Here is a 16,700-nt window from a genome sequence, read left to right on the forward strand (position 1 = left end):
GAGCTTTAAAGCAAACTGTTCATCACTTAAAACTGTAAACCTTGTCTTTGAGGTTCGGTGGATTCTAGCTGAATAACATCGCTACTCTAGCCAATAAATTGGTCTATCTCACCGTTTAAGACCAGTTTGGGCGATGAGTCGCGCATCAATACATCCTGCTTACAACGTAGCTACTTTAGTCACGGCCTTTAGTGACGTGAGCCTTATAATAAGCAATGCGAGGTTTGTTCATGAAATGGTTTTGGGTAAACTGAGGAGGGAATAGGGAAGTAGATTGGTATGAGTATGTGGAAGCTGTGTCTAGCGTTGTCTGAAGACGAAAGCAAGGTTGTTGCTCGCCTTCCGCGAGAAATTGAAGCAAAACTCAAGCATGAGGAATTAAGAGAGCAACTCGCTGAGATAGATGCTAACAAAATGTGGGTTGATGACGCTGAGGTCGTCCGATTTATTAACTGCGCAAAAGAGCGAAAAGCAGAAGCATACGACGGTATTGTCATCGCGCAAAAATGCAATGCCCAAGTTAATGTAGAGCTGTCTAACAATGACATGCTTGCGAGTATGACCGTGATTGGAGCGTATGGCGGAAGGGGACTCCTCGGCCCTGAAATTGTCCAAGCACTTGCTCAAGCTCGAGTATCCAAAGGCATTAACAAGCTGGCGCTGAAAAAAGTCATGGTAGTGAGTGCTCAACTGAAACCCGGTGAAACTTTTTCTCAACCTGTAGCGGTTGGTAAGCAACCCGTCAAAGGGAAAGACGCCATCTTCACTCCGCTTGTTAAAGACATCACCAAACGCATTCTCAAACCTAAAGAGGGCCAATCCTCTAGCGATAAAATTGATTTACGCAACCTCGGTGAAACGATTGCTGTGGAAGTTGGCGATGAAGTGATGCGACGCACGCCTGCCACGAAAGGCACTCCTGGGTTTACCGTTCAAGGACGTGTTGTTCCTCCGCTCGCGGGAAAAGATAGCCCGATGAAATCAGCGAAAGGCACAGAAATTAGTAAACATGATCCTAATTTATTAGTGGCTTCTGTGTCAGGCACGCCACTAATTAAAGACAAAACTATTGAAGTGGATAATGCGCTCTGCCTCAATAGTGTTGGGATCAACACTGGGCACGTAAAGTTCAAAGGTAATGTCATCATCGGCGGTAACGTCGAATCTGGTATGGTCGTCAAAGCTACGGGGTCAATCACTGTTGGCGGTTTTATCGAGTCTGCGGATGTCGAGGCGAGAGGGGATATCCAAGTTGGTAAAGGCATTATTGGTCATAACGTGAGTGATGGACAACCAAAGAGTTGTCACGTCAAAACGAAAGCCTCAATTCGCGCTAGCTACGCTCAGTATTGTGAGTTGACGTCAGGAGAAGATATCGAACTTGCGGTACATAGCATGAACAACGATATTCAATGTGGACGTAATCTTGTTGTGCTCGATGCAACCGGTAAAAATGGCACGCTCAGTGGCGGAGATGCCAAAGTTGCGGGTAAGGTGCTTTGTTCTCAACTTGGTGTCGAAGGAGATACGGCCACGAAAATTGAAGCGTTTGCACATTTTTCTGTATATAAAGAACGCATTGCTAAATTGAAAGAAGATTACAAGCTAGCGCAAGAGGGGACGATGAATGTGATCCGGCAAGAGCTCGAATTTAAAAAACGCCCGAAAATAGAGCGAACGAATGAAGAGCAAGCGCAGATTGAAGCACTTAAAGCAAAAAATAATAGTCGTCTTGAAGAAGTACAGCACAAGCTTGAACAAAGCGAGAATGAGTTTGACGTTGCGTTAGAGGATAATGTCGTGGAAGCTAAGGAGCGTGTCTTTACACGTGTGACGGTGCAGTTTGGAGATGAAAAGGTGACGACCAAACGCACACATGGCGGAAGTATATTTTGTTTTAATCAATACGAAATTAAAGTTTCTGCGAATTTGGAAAAAGATTGCCTCGCAGCCGTTTAACTATCTAACTTAGCCCACGTTTTTAGTTATGCGGTTAAAAACGTGGGCTTTTACTTTCGACAATTTAGGAAGTTATCTCAGTTATAGCTTTTAATAGTTTTACATTGATACCCAATATGACTGTCATCGCTTGTTTGATGAATAAAGCCAAATAGCCACGGTATTCGCCAACGATGGCATTGGGCGCTACATGGCCTTGGATTATTTAATCTTTTGACCACATGTAAAAACACAGAAAGATGATGTTCAAGGGTCGTATGCTGAGTGTCGAGGCTTTCAACTCTTCCCACTCAAATGGCGGTATGGAAATGAATGGTTCAATCAGTACTGCTTTACACTGTAAACTGCTCGCGCGCCGAGCATATTTAGCTGATCTTAATTTGATAAAGCTCGAGCAAAGACAAAAAAAAGAGCATATCGAATGTTTACTCTACACGTCGGTGGATGTGATTTTTCGTTATATCTTGTTTATCCAAAGCGTTAGCATTTACCAAAAAGTGAGCAAAAGAAATTAGAAACGGTGCGAGCCGTAAGCACGCAAAGATGCAGCTAACCAAATTTGTGTTGAAGCTCGTCGCGTCAACTTGTTATTTACACTGTAAACCACAGTTAGTGTCACTACGTCATCGATATTGGTTTGGGAGAGTTAACCATCCAATTCATCTTCAGAATAAAAAATACCAAGCATTAAATCAATTCAGGTAATAACATCTCCCCTCCACCTAGGAGGCATTATCGATAGCTCTAACTCTCTATTTTTGATTAAGATTGAACTGTAGTAGAGCGATAAATGCGGAGAGATGCTTTTCGATAGTGAGGTCGACCGAAATAGCGGGCAGTTCAACCGTGATACAAGGTAAGAGGCGCTCACTACACCAAGTGCCAAACGAGCCTGGAGTCTCGTAGTCGACTTCAGTCACTATTGGTAAATTGAATTGTTCACTGAGCCACTGTGCAATATTCGAATATTCTGGGTCATCGACAAAGGCGAGTGGTTCGTGGAAGGAGACCACAAATTTCGGCCTACGCGCTTCAATTAATCTGATCAGTGCTTCGACTTCGGGCTCTAATTTCTCTTTACTGCCTGTTTTTACTTTAACATCTCGCACTGGCGTGTGAGAGCTCCAGCGATATACCGTATTATCTTTCGTCCAGTTTTGGGTTGGGAAGGCGCGGTTAAGGTCGACTTGATTGGCATTAGCACGAGTACCGAGTTGATTTCCATCTGGGTTTATAGACAGGATCACATCGTGTCTCAAACTGTCAGCAGGCACACTTCTCAGTGCGCATGACAAACCTGCAATAGAAGATGTTTCATCACCGTGAGTGCCCGCGATAATTAGCCCTCGCGAGTCACTGTCCACTTGCGCAGGGAAGTAAAGTAAAGGTGCACCCAATACCGACTGCCCATATAATGTTGGCTGAATTAAAAAGGCTGCTCTTTCCGTTCTTGGAATTAGACTCACCGTAATCTCCTGATTGATGAAGTAGTATTGATCACTACATAAACCGAACTGTTTACGCTCGTCAACGGTTGTCATGTTAATTGTGGTGCTTGCTTCACAACACGAGTTAGGAGAAAGAAAACAATATGGTTTTAAAAACACATTTTACGGCGCTACTGATTTCCTCACTATTTATCTCTACTCCAGTTTTTGCTGGTTCTTTGCCAGAGGGTGTTCAACTTGCTGCTGAACAGCATTTGGTGCGCGCTAACGATGCGGAAGCTGCAACGTTGGATCCTGCAAAAGCGGAAGGTCTACCGGAAATGCACGTGATTCGTGACTTGTTTGAAGGATTGGTCATTCAAGATCGTGAGGGCAATCTCATTCCTGGTGTTGCTGAATCTTGGGACACCAAAGATAACCAGACATTTATTTTCCACTTACGCAAAGATGCCAAATGGTCGAATGGCGATCCCGTCACGGCAGAAGACTTTGTTTATTCGTTAAGACGCGCGGTGGCTCCTCAAACCGCTTCGCCCAATGTGTGGTATCTCAAACTAACCAAGATCAAAAATATCGCAGATGTGGCAGAGGGGAAAAAGTCATTAGAAGCGCTCGGCATTACGGCTGTCGACAAACATACTCTGCGTTTCGAGTTAGATAGTAAGGTTCCTTACTTTGTCGCCATGACGGGACACACTTCCATGATGCCAGTGCACAGAGCCACGCTAAAAAAGAGTGATAAACCGTGGAGCGATCCCAAACAATTTGTTGGTAACGGTGCCTTTAAGCTGGATCAATGGGTCGTGAATGAGCGCATTGAGCTGGTGAAGAACCCCAACTATTGGGATAGTACGAATACTCACTTAAACAAAGTCACTTACATTCCGTTTGAAAACCAAAATGCATCGATTAATCGCTACGCAGTCGGGGAAGTGGATATTACGTCAGATATTCCAACCTACATGGCAAAAAAGCTCAAGCAAGATTATCAGCAAGCTTATACCGTGGTGCCATTGTTGTGTACTTATTACTACGCATTTAACACCACCCGTCCTCCGTTTGATGACGTGCGTGTGCGTCAAGCCGTGTCCTACTCCATCATGCGAGATGTGATCACGAATGGTGTAACACAAGTGGGGCACCTTCCAGCTTACACTTTTGCTCATCAATACACGGCTGGATTTGATGCCACACAACCGGAATACAGTCACTGGACACAAAAACAACGTGATGAGAAGGCACGTCGATTACTAAAAGAAGCGGGATATGGTGAAGAAAATCCATTGAGGTTCAAACTGCTTTACAATACCAGTGAAGCGAATAAATCGATCGCTGTCGCCATTGCTTCAATGCTGAATCAAAATTTAGGGGCGAAGGTTGAATTAGAGAATCAGGAGTGGAAATCTTATTTAGTCGCGCGTAAACAAGGCAATTTTGATGTGATGCGTGCTTCTTGGTGCGGTGATTACAACGAAGCCTCAACCTTTTTGAGTTTATTGCGTTCTGGTTCTTCTGGTAACTTTGCTCGTTACACTAGTGCAGCGTACGACCAAGTCATGGAAAATGCGCTAACGGCAACCGATGAAAGCATCCGCCACGATTATTATGATCAAGCAGAACAATTGCTCGCGACAGATATGCCAATCGCACCGATCTACTATTACATGCAAGCGCGCTTGATTCGTCCAACGGTTGGTGGTTTCGCGAAGAACAATGTCGAAGGGCGTGTTTACTCAAAAGACCTCTATATCAAGAAATAAAGAAGTCGTTTTAACTACATAAAAGCCGATGTTTGTACATCGGCTTTTTTGATGATTCATTTGTTTATACGGGTGTAAATCCGAGATTTCGTTTGCTTTGACTCGTGTTTGGTTTTAGCCAACTTTAATACCGCTTTTTGCAATATCTGGTTGTTTGGATAAGTGATCAAGTTACCATTAGCGTGTTTAATCAACACATGAAACATACTGATTTCCTGTTAATCAGGCTTGACGCTTGATATGGAGTGGGGGCTCTCGTTGTCATAGCGGCTCATTGAGCAGAGCTTTCTTTACTTACAACATTCTCTTACGTTTTAAGTTATATCAGCTATTCACAGCATGCACTTTGCCATGTTTCAAATCACTTAATACCTGTGCTTTCGGTCCGTCAGCGATAATGCTGCCTTTTTCCATAACGATCACACGCTCGACGATATCGAGCATCGACGTTTTGTGCGTAATCAAGATCAGTGTCTCACTCGGTTTTAGTTGTGCTAATTGGTGCTTGATGTGCATCTCAGAGCGGTTATCCATTGCGCTGGTTGGTTCATCCATAAGTAACACCGGAGGACGGCCCAACAACGCACGAGCAATGGTTACCGCTTGACGTTGACCGCCAGAAAGCATCGCACCGCCTTCGCCAACTTGACGCTCCAAACCCGCCGGATCGGACTGGGTAAACGCAGTCACCCCAGCACGGTTTGCGGCATCCAATACATCACGGTCATCGGTCAGCGGGCGGCCTAAAGTAATATTGTCGCGAATAGAGCCAAAGAATAGATTCGCATCTTGCGCGACACAACCAATGTTGCGTCGGATATCGACATGATGAAGCTGCGCGATGTCGGTATCGTCAATACGAACATGGCCTTCTGTTGGCTTGTATAAGCCCATAACCAAGCGTTCTAATGTCGTTTTACCCGAGCCAATTCGGCCTATAATGGCGACTTTCTCCCCTGGATTTATCGTTAAAGAAATCTCCCGAATAGATGCCACTGGGGAATCAGGGTAATGAAAGCTTACGCGGTCAATTTCAATCTTACCTTGTATGATTGGGCGGTGAATGTAGCGTTTTCCTTCTTCTTGCTCGTCTGGCATCTCCATCACTTGATTAATAATTGTCATGGAAGATTTCGCTTGATTATAGCGAGTTGAGAGCAAAGAGAGCTGAACTAACGGGCCAATCGCACGACCGCTCAGCATGGTTGCCGCGATCAAGCCGCCCATTGTGAGCTCACCTTCAGCAATCAGGTAGACACCCAGAATGATCATCCCGACATTACTGCTTTGTTGTACAAAGCCAGCGGAGTTTTGAATACTGTCGGTAATGCGGCGACTTTTAATGTTCCAATTTGCCATGTGTGCGACCGCCTCTTCCCAACGGTATTGGAATTGGCTTTGCGCGCTGAGCATTTTCACGGTTTCTAATCCGGCTAGGCTTTCTATCAAGTTAGCGTATTTTTGCGAGGCAAGACGAGAACCCTCTTCGATAGAGCGGCGAAGAGGTCCTTGAATCAGCAGTGAGTGAATGATCAAAATCACGACTCCTACCATTGGGATATACACCAGTTCGCCTGCCATTAACCAAATGATAATTAGAAACAAAATAGCAAAAGGTAGGTCGATGAGCGCGCTGACGGTCGCTGAGGTGAAAAACTCTCTAATGGACTCAAACTCTTGCAAGTGACGTGCAAATGCGCCGACCGAAGGCGGCTTAGACTCCATTCTTATCCCCATCACTTTACTGAACAATTTAGAGGAGATCAGAATATCGGATTTCTTACCAGCGACATCGATAAAGTAGTTTCGTAATGACTTGAGTATGAAATCAAACAGGAAGACCACAAAGATGCCGCTTGCTAATACCCACAAGGTTTCAAATGCGAGATTTGGTACGACTTTGTCGTACACCAAGCGAGTGAATAATGGCGCGGCTACGGCAAAGAGGTTGATGAGAAGTGAGGCAATCAGAACATCACGGTAGATGCGTTTTGACTGCCAGAAGGTTGACCAGAACCAGTGACCTTGTTTGGTTTTGAGTACTTCAGGAGAGCGCTCATCGAAACGGAATAACTTTTTCACTAAAAAGTAGCGTCCGCTGTATTGCTCGAGTAGGTCTTGTAAGGGAATGGAAACGGGGACCATTCCACTTTCTAAGGTCGTGACTTCGGCTTCTCGCGTTTCTGTATTGATACTATTCAAAACGCATGAGTCGCCCCCTTTAAGCACTAAGATTGCCGGCAGAATAAGGCTGGAGATTCTCCCCAGCTCTGAACGATTTTCTTTAGCAACTAATCCAGCCCTCTCTGCTGCTCGAGGAAGCAGAAACGGAGTTAGCTTGCCATCAGACAGTGGAAGCCCGTTAACTAGGGCTTCTGGCGAGTTGGCTAACCCATGGTAACGGCTTACATAGATAAGCGAATTCAGCAAAGGGTCTTTCATCGTTGATAAACCTTTTTATTCCTTGTCGACGATGAATCCTTGGAATACCTCTACGAAATGTTCGGTGAGGAAGTCCAACTGGATTTGAGTTTCAATACGCGAAGCAATCGTCGTAATACCTAGATTGTGGGCAGTACGCGAGATCGACGTTAGCGTGAACTTCTGTTTTTCGTCGTGCAAATTGTGAGTGAATAGATAATCGAGCTTCACATAGTTTGGGCGGAACTCTTGGATATATTCCAAAGACTGGAAGTGACGACCGTAGTTATCAACACCGAACTCTGCTCCTGATTGACGAATGGCATTACACAATAGCGCCGCATGGTGAGGTTGTTCGATGAAACACTCTTCTGGAATTTCAAAGTGTAATTTAGACGCGGCTTTGGGGTGTTTTTCCAATATGTTGGTGGTCCAACGAATGAACGAAGGTTGAGATAAACTGCTTTGCGCAATATTGATGGCCACTGGGTCAGTAAGTTCTCCGCTTTCTAGCATCCTAATCATCGATTCAATAACGTATTGGTCGAAGATGTTGGTCGCGTCTAACTGTTCTAGTGCAAACAGGTATTGGTTAGCGTGAAATGGTTCTCCCTCTTTCTCTATGCTAGAGAAGACTTCGTTATGGAATACTTTGCCCCAAGTATTCTTTGCTGCTTGGAAACGAAATTTAACCCAGCCACTGTGAATGGCTTCTTCAACCAGTGCTTTCCACTGCTGTTTACCCATCAAGTTAGACGGCGTTTCACTGCCAATAAAGCCGTAAGCCTTATCTGGCTGAGCTTTGGCTTTAGACAATGCGTTATCCACCATTGATAGGACTTCTGAACGTGTTATGTGGTCTTTGCTGTGCGCAACACCCAAGGCGGCTTTGGGGTTTGTCAGACCAGTAGGATCGGTATTTAAACCATTAACACAGTTCATAATACTGTCGGCGATAATGCGCAATTCGCTTTCATCCATGTGCGGAAAAAGTAAGCCGAATTCATCAATAGATAGGCGAGCGATGGTTGCCCCTGGTACATCGATGGTGTTTTTAAGGCGTAGAGATAACTCTTTTACGTGGGCATCAGCACGTTGGTAATCTTTCGTCTCGTAAATATCACCGATGTACTCAGCGTGGAGAAGCGCGATCCCCCCTTGTGTTTTTTCTGCCAACCATTGATCAATCTGGTTAATGTAGAACGAGCGATTACCCAGTTTGGAAATAGGATCGAGATAAGCCTGAGCTCGAAGACGTTGTGCTTCTTTCGCTTGTTCTCTAAATGACAATTCAATCTGAGCAGACATCATGTTGATGCCATCCACAACGGCGATGAGATCTTTGGTTTTAGGACGAGTTAATGGCTCACCAAACTGATTATTAGTAATTTGATGCATCTTATTTACGATCGCGGTCAATGGTTTTAGTGAACGACGCAAAATGTAAGAAATGGCCGCTAAACCCGCTAGGAAGATAATAGCGAATGCTGATAACAAGCCAACAAAGCCTTGCCAAAGCTGTTCATACGCGGCACCAGGGTGGCTGATGATTTCCACTTCTGCCAGTTGCATCCAACCACTGGTCACCACGCGTTTATCGTGAATTGCTTTGAAAAGGTTCATGTTGATAAACCACTCTGGCACCGCGGTTGGTTTTACAGGGTAAGTACGCACAATCTGGTAATCTGAATCCAATGCGGTGAGACGAACGACCGAGTAGGTGCTACCGTCAAACAACGCGTTGATCACCGACTCGACGGCTACCTTGTCTTTGTCTTTTAGGTAAGGAGCCAATGCCAGACCTACGGTGTTGATGGTGTTGTTGACCTCTGAACGTTGCTGTTGCTCTAAGCTGTCTCGAGTCGTATTGAATTGGATTACGAATACTGATGTCAACAAGAGTATAAAGACCGTCACCATTCCCACTACAAGTTTCTTATATAGGGTCATGTTTCTCACTCGTTATAGTTAATTTTAGGTTTATTTAACTGTAACTTACGTTCGCGCGAGCGTAAGTCATTCCAAAGGCTCAACCTTGATGCTTTCCCTGCTAGCTCTCCAGTGCCAGCAGAAGACTTCATCAACCACAGGTTGGTACCATTAAAACTGTATATCGGTAGCAAATCGCTACGCTTAGAGGCTCGGACAATATCAGGATTGATATTGTCGAGAATGAACGGCTCGGAACTTAAGGTAGGGTAGTAGGCGAGTACCATATGAAATTGATTCAATTGGATGGCTTTAACGTAAATTAAGCGCATTTTTGAATCTGGTATTCCTAGCTCGAGCAACGAGAAGTACTTAGCGATGGTGAAATCTTCACAATCTCCGCCATTACTTCCTAAAAACTCGAGTGGCGTCGCCCAATAATCTGTCTTGCCCCACATCTTAATGTCGTCAACGAAATACAGTTGGTTAAAAAAATCGTTAACGCCAGCGAGCTGTTCATGAGTCTCTAATGTTTTAAAAAGGTCGAGGTTTTCTCGCCATGTGTTTATGCGCAATCCGGCGCGTTCGCCATACACAGTGGTGACTGCCTCAACCCATTGTTGTTCTTCGGTGTTCAATGCGCCAAGTTGGAACGAAAAACAACTTAAACTGATTAATAATGTAACTTTACGCTTCAAATTGGATCGCATAATCGACTCACATCACAAGTGTACTCTTCTAATGGAAGCATTCGTGAGAAATAAGTGCTTTTTATTTAATTACTTATCATCCTCTTTTGCCCATTATGAGTGCCTTGGTGTTATTTACTCCTTCAAAGCGTTGGTTTTGGCACTTAAAATTGGTTTAAGCAGATATTCCAAAACGGTTCGTTTTCCTGTGATGATATCGACCGATGCCGTCATTCCGGGAATGATGGGTAAATCTGCACCTTGTCCAAAGTTGGTTTTATTAGTACGAACCCGTACGATATAGAAACTGTTACCCTCTTCATCTTGAGTGGTATCGGCACTGATGTGTTCCAGCTCGCCTTCTAAACCGCCGTATTTCGTAAAGTCGTAAGCCGTAAATTTCACGATAACATGCAAGTCTGGACGTAAAAAAGCGATGTCTTTTGGTGCAATTTTTGCTTCTACCAATAAAGAGTCTTCAGTCGGTACAATTTCGACGATATCCATACCTGGCTGAATCACTCCCCCCACGGTATTGATATTCAATGTTTTGATTTTGCCAGTAACTGGTGAATTGACAACGGTCCGATTTACTTTGTCTTCTAATCCAACCGCAGATTCTACTAAGGCGGAGAGCTGATCTTGAGCGTTGTTGAGCTTTTCTTGTTGTTCTGAACGAAACTTTAACGCGACATCAATACGATTCAGCATCGATTCTCTGATCGCTGATTTTAATACGGGGCGTTTGAGTTCGCTGGAGATCATTTCACGGCGAGTGTCATTCACTTGGCGTTGCAATTTGAGCAGTTCGATACGAGGAACCACGCCTTCATCAGCGAGTGGTTGGGTGATATCTAGCTCTTTCTTCGCATATTGATAACTCTGACGTAAGTTGCGTACTCTCGCTTCAATTTCGACCAAATCTTGTTGCTTTTGTTGTACTTGTTGATCAATGACCGAGAGTTGATTACGTAAGTTATCTAAATCTTCGCGGTATTCTGCTTTTTGACGCTGAGTCAGTTTGGGCCGATTTTCTTCTAAGATAGGTGGAAAGGTCAGTTTGCCGTAATCCAGAATCACACTTTGTCGCCAGTCTTTCGTTTCAAAATCACGATTGACTTGCACGCTAGTGATGGAAGCGGAAAGTTGTAACACTGATGCGGTTAAGTTGGCCACTTGTTGTTCACGTTCACGGAAGTCGGAGCGAAAGCGTGTGTCATCAATGAGAATGAGTTGCTGGCCTTTTTCGACCAATTGACCTTCTCTTACTAGGATTTCTTTAATCAAGCCGCCTTCTAAGTTTTGCACCACTTGGATTTGTGAAGAAGGAATGACCTTACCTTGACCTACCGTGACTTGGTCTATTTCTGCCCAAGAAGCCCAGCCAATAGCCGCAACAAAAAACAACACCATCACCCAAAGCATCAATCGTGCGCTGTTGGGGGTGTTGAGTAGCAATGCGGCCGTTTTGTCATCGACAAAATCCAACTCATCATTGCTGAGTTTGCTGTAGTTATCTCGGTTCATCACTGTTCCTGATTGTATAAAAACGGATTACCTTTTTGAGCGTATTATCTACCGATCATGCTCGGCGAATGCCAATGTAAGACGAGGTATTTCTGTCTCGCATAACGTCAGTCGCTTTTTGAGTTTGAGAAAAAGTGGTTGTGGAGCATGGTTATTGTGCCTTGAACTTAGCTTTATCCAACTGATGTTTTTTTAGTTTGTCGTACAAGGTCTTACGTGATACCTGTAATTCTAGTTGAACCTCTTTGAGTCTGCCTCTATGTCGTTGCAGTGCATCAAATAAAAGACAATATTCAAAGTATTCTGTGCGTTGAGTCATACTCTGAATCTCAATACTTTTTTCACTGCTCCAGTCTTCCATTCGAAAGGTATCCGGTTTAAGTGCTCGCAGTTCGGCAAATTGGCGTAACTGTTTAATATTTTCTGGCCATTCTAAGGTTGTTAGGTGTTTGACTTCTTCTAAGCTGATGTGCGGAGGTTGAAGTTGGTAGCGACTCGCCGTGTGGCGCACAAAGTGTTTGTATAGCGGTCCAATGTCTTCTTTTCGTTCATCGAGGGTGGGTAAATGAATCAGCGTTGCCAGCGACGTTAGAGCTGGGCCAATGTGGGTGGTGGCACCAAATACGCGTTCGATGTTGGGATGGTTAAACAAGCACTGCCATTGTTCAAGTGATATCGATTCAGCGCTATGTAAGTATAAGCTGCAATGGCTTTTTCTTTCGGTTAAACGATGTATGGCTTTGTCGAGCGCTTCTAATGAGAGTTCATCTAAGTCTTCACCAGATACCGCGACTAATTCGCTGTCAGGTGTTGCATGTATATCGTGGGCAAATTGTGCAGCCAGCCGACGCCCTGTTCCATCTTGACCAACAAATATGAGTGGTTGATTCGTTGGAGCGCTGATCAAAGCACGGCGAATGTTCACCATGATTTTACTGTGGCCAATCATTTTAGGACCCACATGCGTTTGCATATCTAGCTCTTTCTTTAACCAAATATTCTCTTGTAAGAGATCCAGTTTATCACTCGCGTTATTGAGCGATTTCATTAATTTCTCTGTTGAAAAAGGTTTTTCGAGAAAGTCATACGCGCCACCTTTCATTGCATCGACTGCGGTTTTGACATCACCGTGCCCTGTCAGCACGATAAATTGAAAGTGCCCGTTTTTGCTGAGCAATGTCCGCATGAATTCCAAGCCATCCATCACTGGCATGTGGATGTCGGTGATGATAATCGCTGGCGTGTTTGGGTCGATAAGGCGTAAGGCTTCGACCGCATTCGGCAAACTGATGACGTCTATCCCTTCGATAAGCAATGCTTGAGAGACGGCATCACGAATATGTGGTTCATCATCAACAAAGAATACGGGATTATTCATGGTTGTTTTCCGTTTCTTGGGTAAGGTTATACTGGTTTTCGATAGGTACCGTCACGATGAACGTCATGCCACCTGCTTGTTGTGATTCGGTACTCTGGTGATTATGCGCACTGAGTGAGCCGTGATAGCTTTCTAAAATACGTTTTGAAATGGTCAACCCTAATCCTAAGCCTTCCGGTTTGGTGGTAAAGAAAGGATCAAACACTTTGGCGAGTGCGTCGTCTGACATGCCTGGTCCATTATCAGAGATCAGAATGTCGCAACTGGCGTGGTGACATTGAATGGCAATGGAGATTTGCGGGTCGATACAGTAGCCTTCCATTGCTTGTGCCGCATTATGGAAGAGATTGATGAGCACTTGCTCTAACTCGACGTTGTGAATCGCCAGTTTTACATCGTAATCAATCGTTGGGACTTTTAATGTTACCCCCTGCTTAATGAGTTTGTTGCTCAAAATGCTGGTGGCATTGTGCACGGCGTCGTGAAGCAACGACACTTCATTATGTCGGTTGTGATGAGAGGTTTTTCGAGTGAATATTTTTAATCGTGCGATCACTTCTGAAATGGTGTCATTGAGCGTCAACATTTTCCCCAAGTTTTCTGCAACCATAGAGTAGCGTTCCATTGCTAATAATCGTTGTGAGTTTTCGGTGTACGTTCTTAACGCAGCAAGAGGCTGATTAATCTCGTGGTTAATACTGGCGGAGAGCTCGCCCAATAAGGCTAACTTCGCCGCTTGGGTGAGTTCTTGTTGCGTTTGTTTCAGCTCTTGTTGGCTTTGTTCATATTGACGAACCGTTTGTTGCAGCTTGTGGTTGGCTTCACTTAATACCAGCGTTCGCTGCACGACTATTTCCTCTAAGCTCACATTTAGGTTTGCTAAGCGTGCTTTGTTTACCAGCGTTTGAAACCATGCCAGTGCAATGAGTGCGATGAGAGCGTATAAAATCAGATAAACGGCATCGGCTTGCAGTACCGCAGCAAGCACCGTGTCGTGATTGATTAGCGCGACAACGCGAAAGCCTTTATCCAGCAGGTGAGTAGCGTAAGCAAGGTAGTCTGGTGATAGAAGCAGTTGGTTATCCGCAAACTCATAAGCATTGCTCTGCGCGGTCAGCTCGCCGTAATACTTGGGTAAGATGTCGCCGTATTGTCGAGTTTCAGTGAGTTCGTTGATGGCGGCGGGTGATAGTGGGAACAGTGCACGATAACGCCAATCAGGTAGATTACTCATAAAAACGATATTGTGCTGATCGGTGATCAGTATGTCCGTCGTGGTTTGAGAAAGACGTTGTTCTAATTGTTCCAAATTCACTTTGACGGTGATCACGCCAGCTACCTCTTCATTTACCCAGAGCGGTGAAGAAAAAAAGTAACCGCGTTTGTTCGAACGAACGCCTAATCCCACGTACTGAGCAGATTCGCCGCGTCGCGCATTTTTAAAGTAGGGACGATAGCTAAAACTAGAACCCACAAACGTATCCGTTTGCTGAAAGTTGCTAGAGGCGATAACTAACCCTGTGCGGTCATGGACGTAAATCGTATCCGCCAAGCTTTGTTTTAACCAATCTGACAGTAAGAGGTTCAGCTCATTGGTTCGCGCGCCACGCTCTACTGCTTTGAGTAATCTTGGATCGTGACTTAAGAGGTTGGGGATTTGCTCAAATTTGGCCAGTTCGTAATCGACTTCTTGTGATACTTGAGCGGCTTGCCTCTCAAGTTTTTGTTGCCACTGATCGTGTTGGTATTGCGTTGCGTAATGGTGGGTAAGAGCAAGCCCTGTAATGCCAATAGCAAATAAAAGCAGTAGAAAATGACGTAGGGCTTTAGGATTAAGTAAGTTCACGATTAGCTCATTGATTTTTTAGCGTCATGATATCAAATCATACTCTGTAATGCTGTGAGCCGCCGCGATAACAAGACATAAGGATGTCCTTGTATTTCCTCATTATCGGGAGCACAATCGAAAAAAAGAGTAAAGGAATAAAGATGGAACTTGCTGATATTCGTCGTGAGTACACCAAAGGTGGGCTGCGTCGTAAAGATTTAAAATCTGATCCGATTGACCAATTCAATCTATGGTTAGCGCAAGCGGTTGAAGCGGGTTTAACCGATCCGACAGCAATGACAGTTGCCACGGTAGATGAAAATGGCATGCCGTTTCAGCGCATTGTGTTATTAAAAAACGTGGATAACAATGGCTTCGTATTTTATACCAACTTAGGCAGTCGCAAGGCACAACAGCTGGAACATAACAGTAACATTAGCTTGCATTTTCCTTGGCACCCGCTCGAACGTCAGGTTCACATTACGGGTGTGGCTGAAAAGCTCACGGCGGTAGAGAACATGAAATATTTCACTTCTCGCCCGAAAGAGAGCCAGTTAGCAGCAATGGCGAGTAAGCAAAGTAGCCGAATTTCAGCACGAGGCATATTGGAAGGGAAGTTCCTTGAGCTAAAACAGAAGTTTGAAAAAGGGGAGATTCCTGTCCCAACGTTCTGGGGCGGTTTTCGCGTAAAACCACAGAGCATTGAATTTTGGCAAGGTGGTGCGCATCGTCTGCACGACCGCTTCCTCTTTTCTCAACACGATGGACATTGGGATGTTGACCGCCTCGCACCATAAGTGTGTCGACTCTACAAACGAAGCTGCACCCAACCTAGTCACGTAAATTGAGCGGGTGGTTATCTTCTTCAAAGCGGAGTCACCTAACGGCTCTGCTTTCTTTAATCAAGACCACTGTTAACGAGAGCAGCGACCTGAGTCACATCGAGAAGTGCCTGTAAGCCAGTATGAGACTCGATACCTATTGTTAGCAAAGCGCAGATAAACCCAATCGGCGATTGGTTTGACCAGCGACCAACGCAGTGGCGCATACAGCCATCCTCTTCCTACCAACTGCCACGCTCGATATGTCACATCAAGACCGAGTATTAGCTCGTTATTGTCATCTAACCCATGCAAAATCGTATTTGCTTTTTCAGCATCAATTTGTGGGTAGGCAGAAAACGCTTCGCTGTAGATATCAATAATTTTAATGTCATGATTCGTATCTCGCTGTGTCAATGCGTTCATCTCTTTGGCGCACAGTGGACAAGTACCGTCGAAAAATATGGTGAGTTTGGTCATGGATCCGCTCTTGGTTGTAATGTGACTTGCTGTTTGTACGTGAAGATTTTTCTTTTAGTTCATTACTTTGCATCATGTGCACTTAATATGAGGCATTGTTTTTTTTAATCTGTGTTTTCTCCTTAAGCTAGTTAATAGCGTTGGTGTTTTGCGGTGAGAAAAGCGAATGCCACTGAAATGAAGAAAATTATCAGTGATATGTTATAATCCGGCTCCGTTGTGACGAAAACTTTTGTTGCAGCTTGAGAATTTCCTTGGATTCGGTTCGTATACCTCACCATGAACCAGAGTTGAAAAACTACGACAGGAACAAGCAAACCCAATTGTTTGAGCGCGATCTCGGCGTTTAAAGGTTATAACGGGAAGGAACTTTGTTCGATATAGCAATCGACACATTCTGTTTTAGTAAGGGAGCCCATAGTGGCTCAGAAAGTGTCACCAGAACATACTCACAACAGCC

General features: G+C 44.6%; 11 protein-coding genes and 1 pseudogene. 3 read left to right on the forward strand and 9 right to left on the reverse strand.

What is annotated here, in order from left to right; translation table 11 throughout:
* Positions 1 to 285 precede the first annotated feature (285 nt).
* The gene (locus tag ATG66_RS05895) at positions 286 to 1,959 is read left to right on the forward strand and encodes a DUF342 domain-containing protein (protein WP_098414535.1); all 1,674 of its coding nucleotides are present in this window, start codon (positions 286 to 288) and stop codon (positions 1,957 to 1,959) included.
* Positions 1,960 to 2,711: 752 nt separating this feature from the next.
* Here the strand turns inward: ATG66_RS05895 and mpaA are convergent.
* Positions 2,712 to 3,425, reverse strand: coding sequence for a murein tripeptide amidase MpaA (gene mpaA, locus ATG66_RS05905; protein ID WP_098414536.1), 714 nt, complete (start codon positions 3,423 to 3,425; stop codon positions 2,712 to 2,714).
* 125 nt (positions 3,426 to 3,550) lie between these two features.
* Between mpaA and ATG66_RS05910 the strand changes: the two genes are divergently transcribed.
* The gene (locus ATG66_RS05910) at positions 3,551 to 5,167 is read left to right on the forward strand and encodes an ABC transporter substrate-binding protein (RefSeq protein ID WP_098414416.1); all 1,617 of its coding nucleotides are present in this window, start codon (positions 3,551 to 3,553) and stop codon (positions 5,165 to 5,167) included.
* A 56-nt stretch (positions 5,168 to 5,223) separates the two neighbouring features.
* On the opposite strand, the pseudogene ATG66_RS21015 reads toward ATG66_RS05910, so the two are convergent.
* The 7 genes and pseudogenes from ATG66_RS21015 to ATG66_RS05945 form a co-directional block, all read right to left on the reverse strand.
* A pseudogene (locus tag ATG66_RS21015) lies at positions 5,224 to 5,385 on the reverse strand (mechanosensitive ion channel family protein); the annotation flags it as partial.
* 106 nt (positions 5,386 to 5,491) lie between these two features.
* Complete coding sequence (locus ATG66_RS05920) at positions 5,492 to 7,609, reverse strand: type I secretion system permease/ATPase (RefSeq protein ID WP_098414417.1); 2,118 nt, start codon at positions 7,607 to 7,609, stop codon at positions 5,492 to 5,494.
* 15 nt (positions 7,610 to 7,624) lie between these two features.
* On the reverse strand, positions 7,625 to 9,538 hold the full coding sequence (locus ATG66_RS05925) for a bifunctional diguanylate cyclase/phosphodiesterase (RefSeq protein WP_098414418.1): 1,914 nt from the start codon (positions 9,536 to 9,538) through the stop codon (positions 7,625 to 7,627).
* A 5-nt stretch (positions 9,539 to 9,543) separates the two neighbouring features.
* Positions 9,544 to 10,227: a transglutaminase-like cysteine peptidase gene (locus tag ATG66_RS05930; protein WP_098414419.1), complete on the reverse strand. Its 684-nt coding sequence runs from the start codon at positions 10,225 to 10,227 to the stop codon at positions 9,544 to 9,546.
* Between the two features lie 114 nt (positions 10,228 to 10,341).
* Positions 10,342 to 11,733, reverse strand: a complete 1,392-nt coding sequence (locus tag ATG66_RS05935; protein WP_098414420.1) for an HlyD family type I secretion periplasmic adaptor subunit — start codon at positions 11,731 to 11,733, stop codon at positions 10,342 to 10,344.
* Positions 11,734 to 11,884: 151 nt separating this feature from the next.
* Positions 11,885 to 13,111 (reverse strand): sigma-54-dependent transcriptional regulator, encoded by a 1,227-nt coding sequence (locus ATG66_RS05940; protein ID WP_098414421.1) that lies wholly within the window; start codon positions 13,109 to 13,111, stop codon positions 11,885 to 11,887.
* A complete protein-coding gene (locus ATG66_RS05945) occupies positions 13,104 to 14,957 on the reverse strand; it encodes a sensor histidine kinase (RefSeq protein WP_098414422.1) in 1,854 nt (617 codons plus the stop codon). The genes ATG66_RS05940 and ATG66_RS05945 overlap by 8 nt, the downstream gene beginning before the upstream one ends.
* A gap of 143 nt (positions 14,958 to 15,100) precedes the next feature.
* On the opposite strand from ATG66_RS05945, the gene pdxH reads away from it, so the two are divergent.
* Complete coding sequence (gene pdxH, locus ATG66_RS05950) at positions 15,101 to 15,736, forward strand: pyridoxamine 5'-phosphate oxidase (RefSeq protein ID WP_098414423.1); 636 nt, start codon at positions 15,101 to 15,103, stop codon at positions 15,734 to 15,736.
* Positions 15,737 to 15,853: 117 nt separating this feature from the next.
* Here pdxH and ATG66_RS05955 read toward each other — a convergent pair whose 3' ends face one another.
* Complete coding sequence (locus ATG66_RS05955; RefSeq protein WP_098414424.1) at positions 15,854 to 16,240, reverse strand: thiol-disulfide oxidoreductase DCC family protein; 387 nt, start codon at positions 16,238 to 16,240, stop codon at positions 15,854 to 15,856.
* Between the last annotated feature and the right edge of the window lie 460 nt (positions 16,241 to 16,700).

It is taken from the genome of Vibrio sp. ES.051, assembly GCF_002563795.1.
In the GTDB taxonomy this organism is placed as follows: Bacteria; Pseudomonadota; Gammaproteobacteria; order Enterobacterales; family Vibrionaceae; genus Vibrio.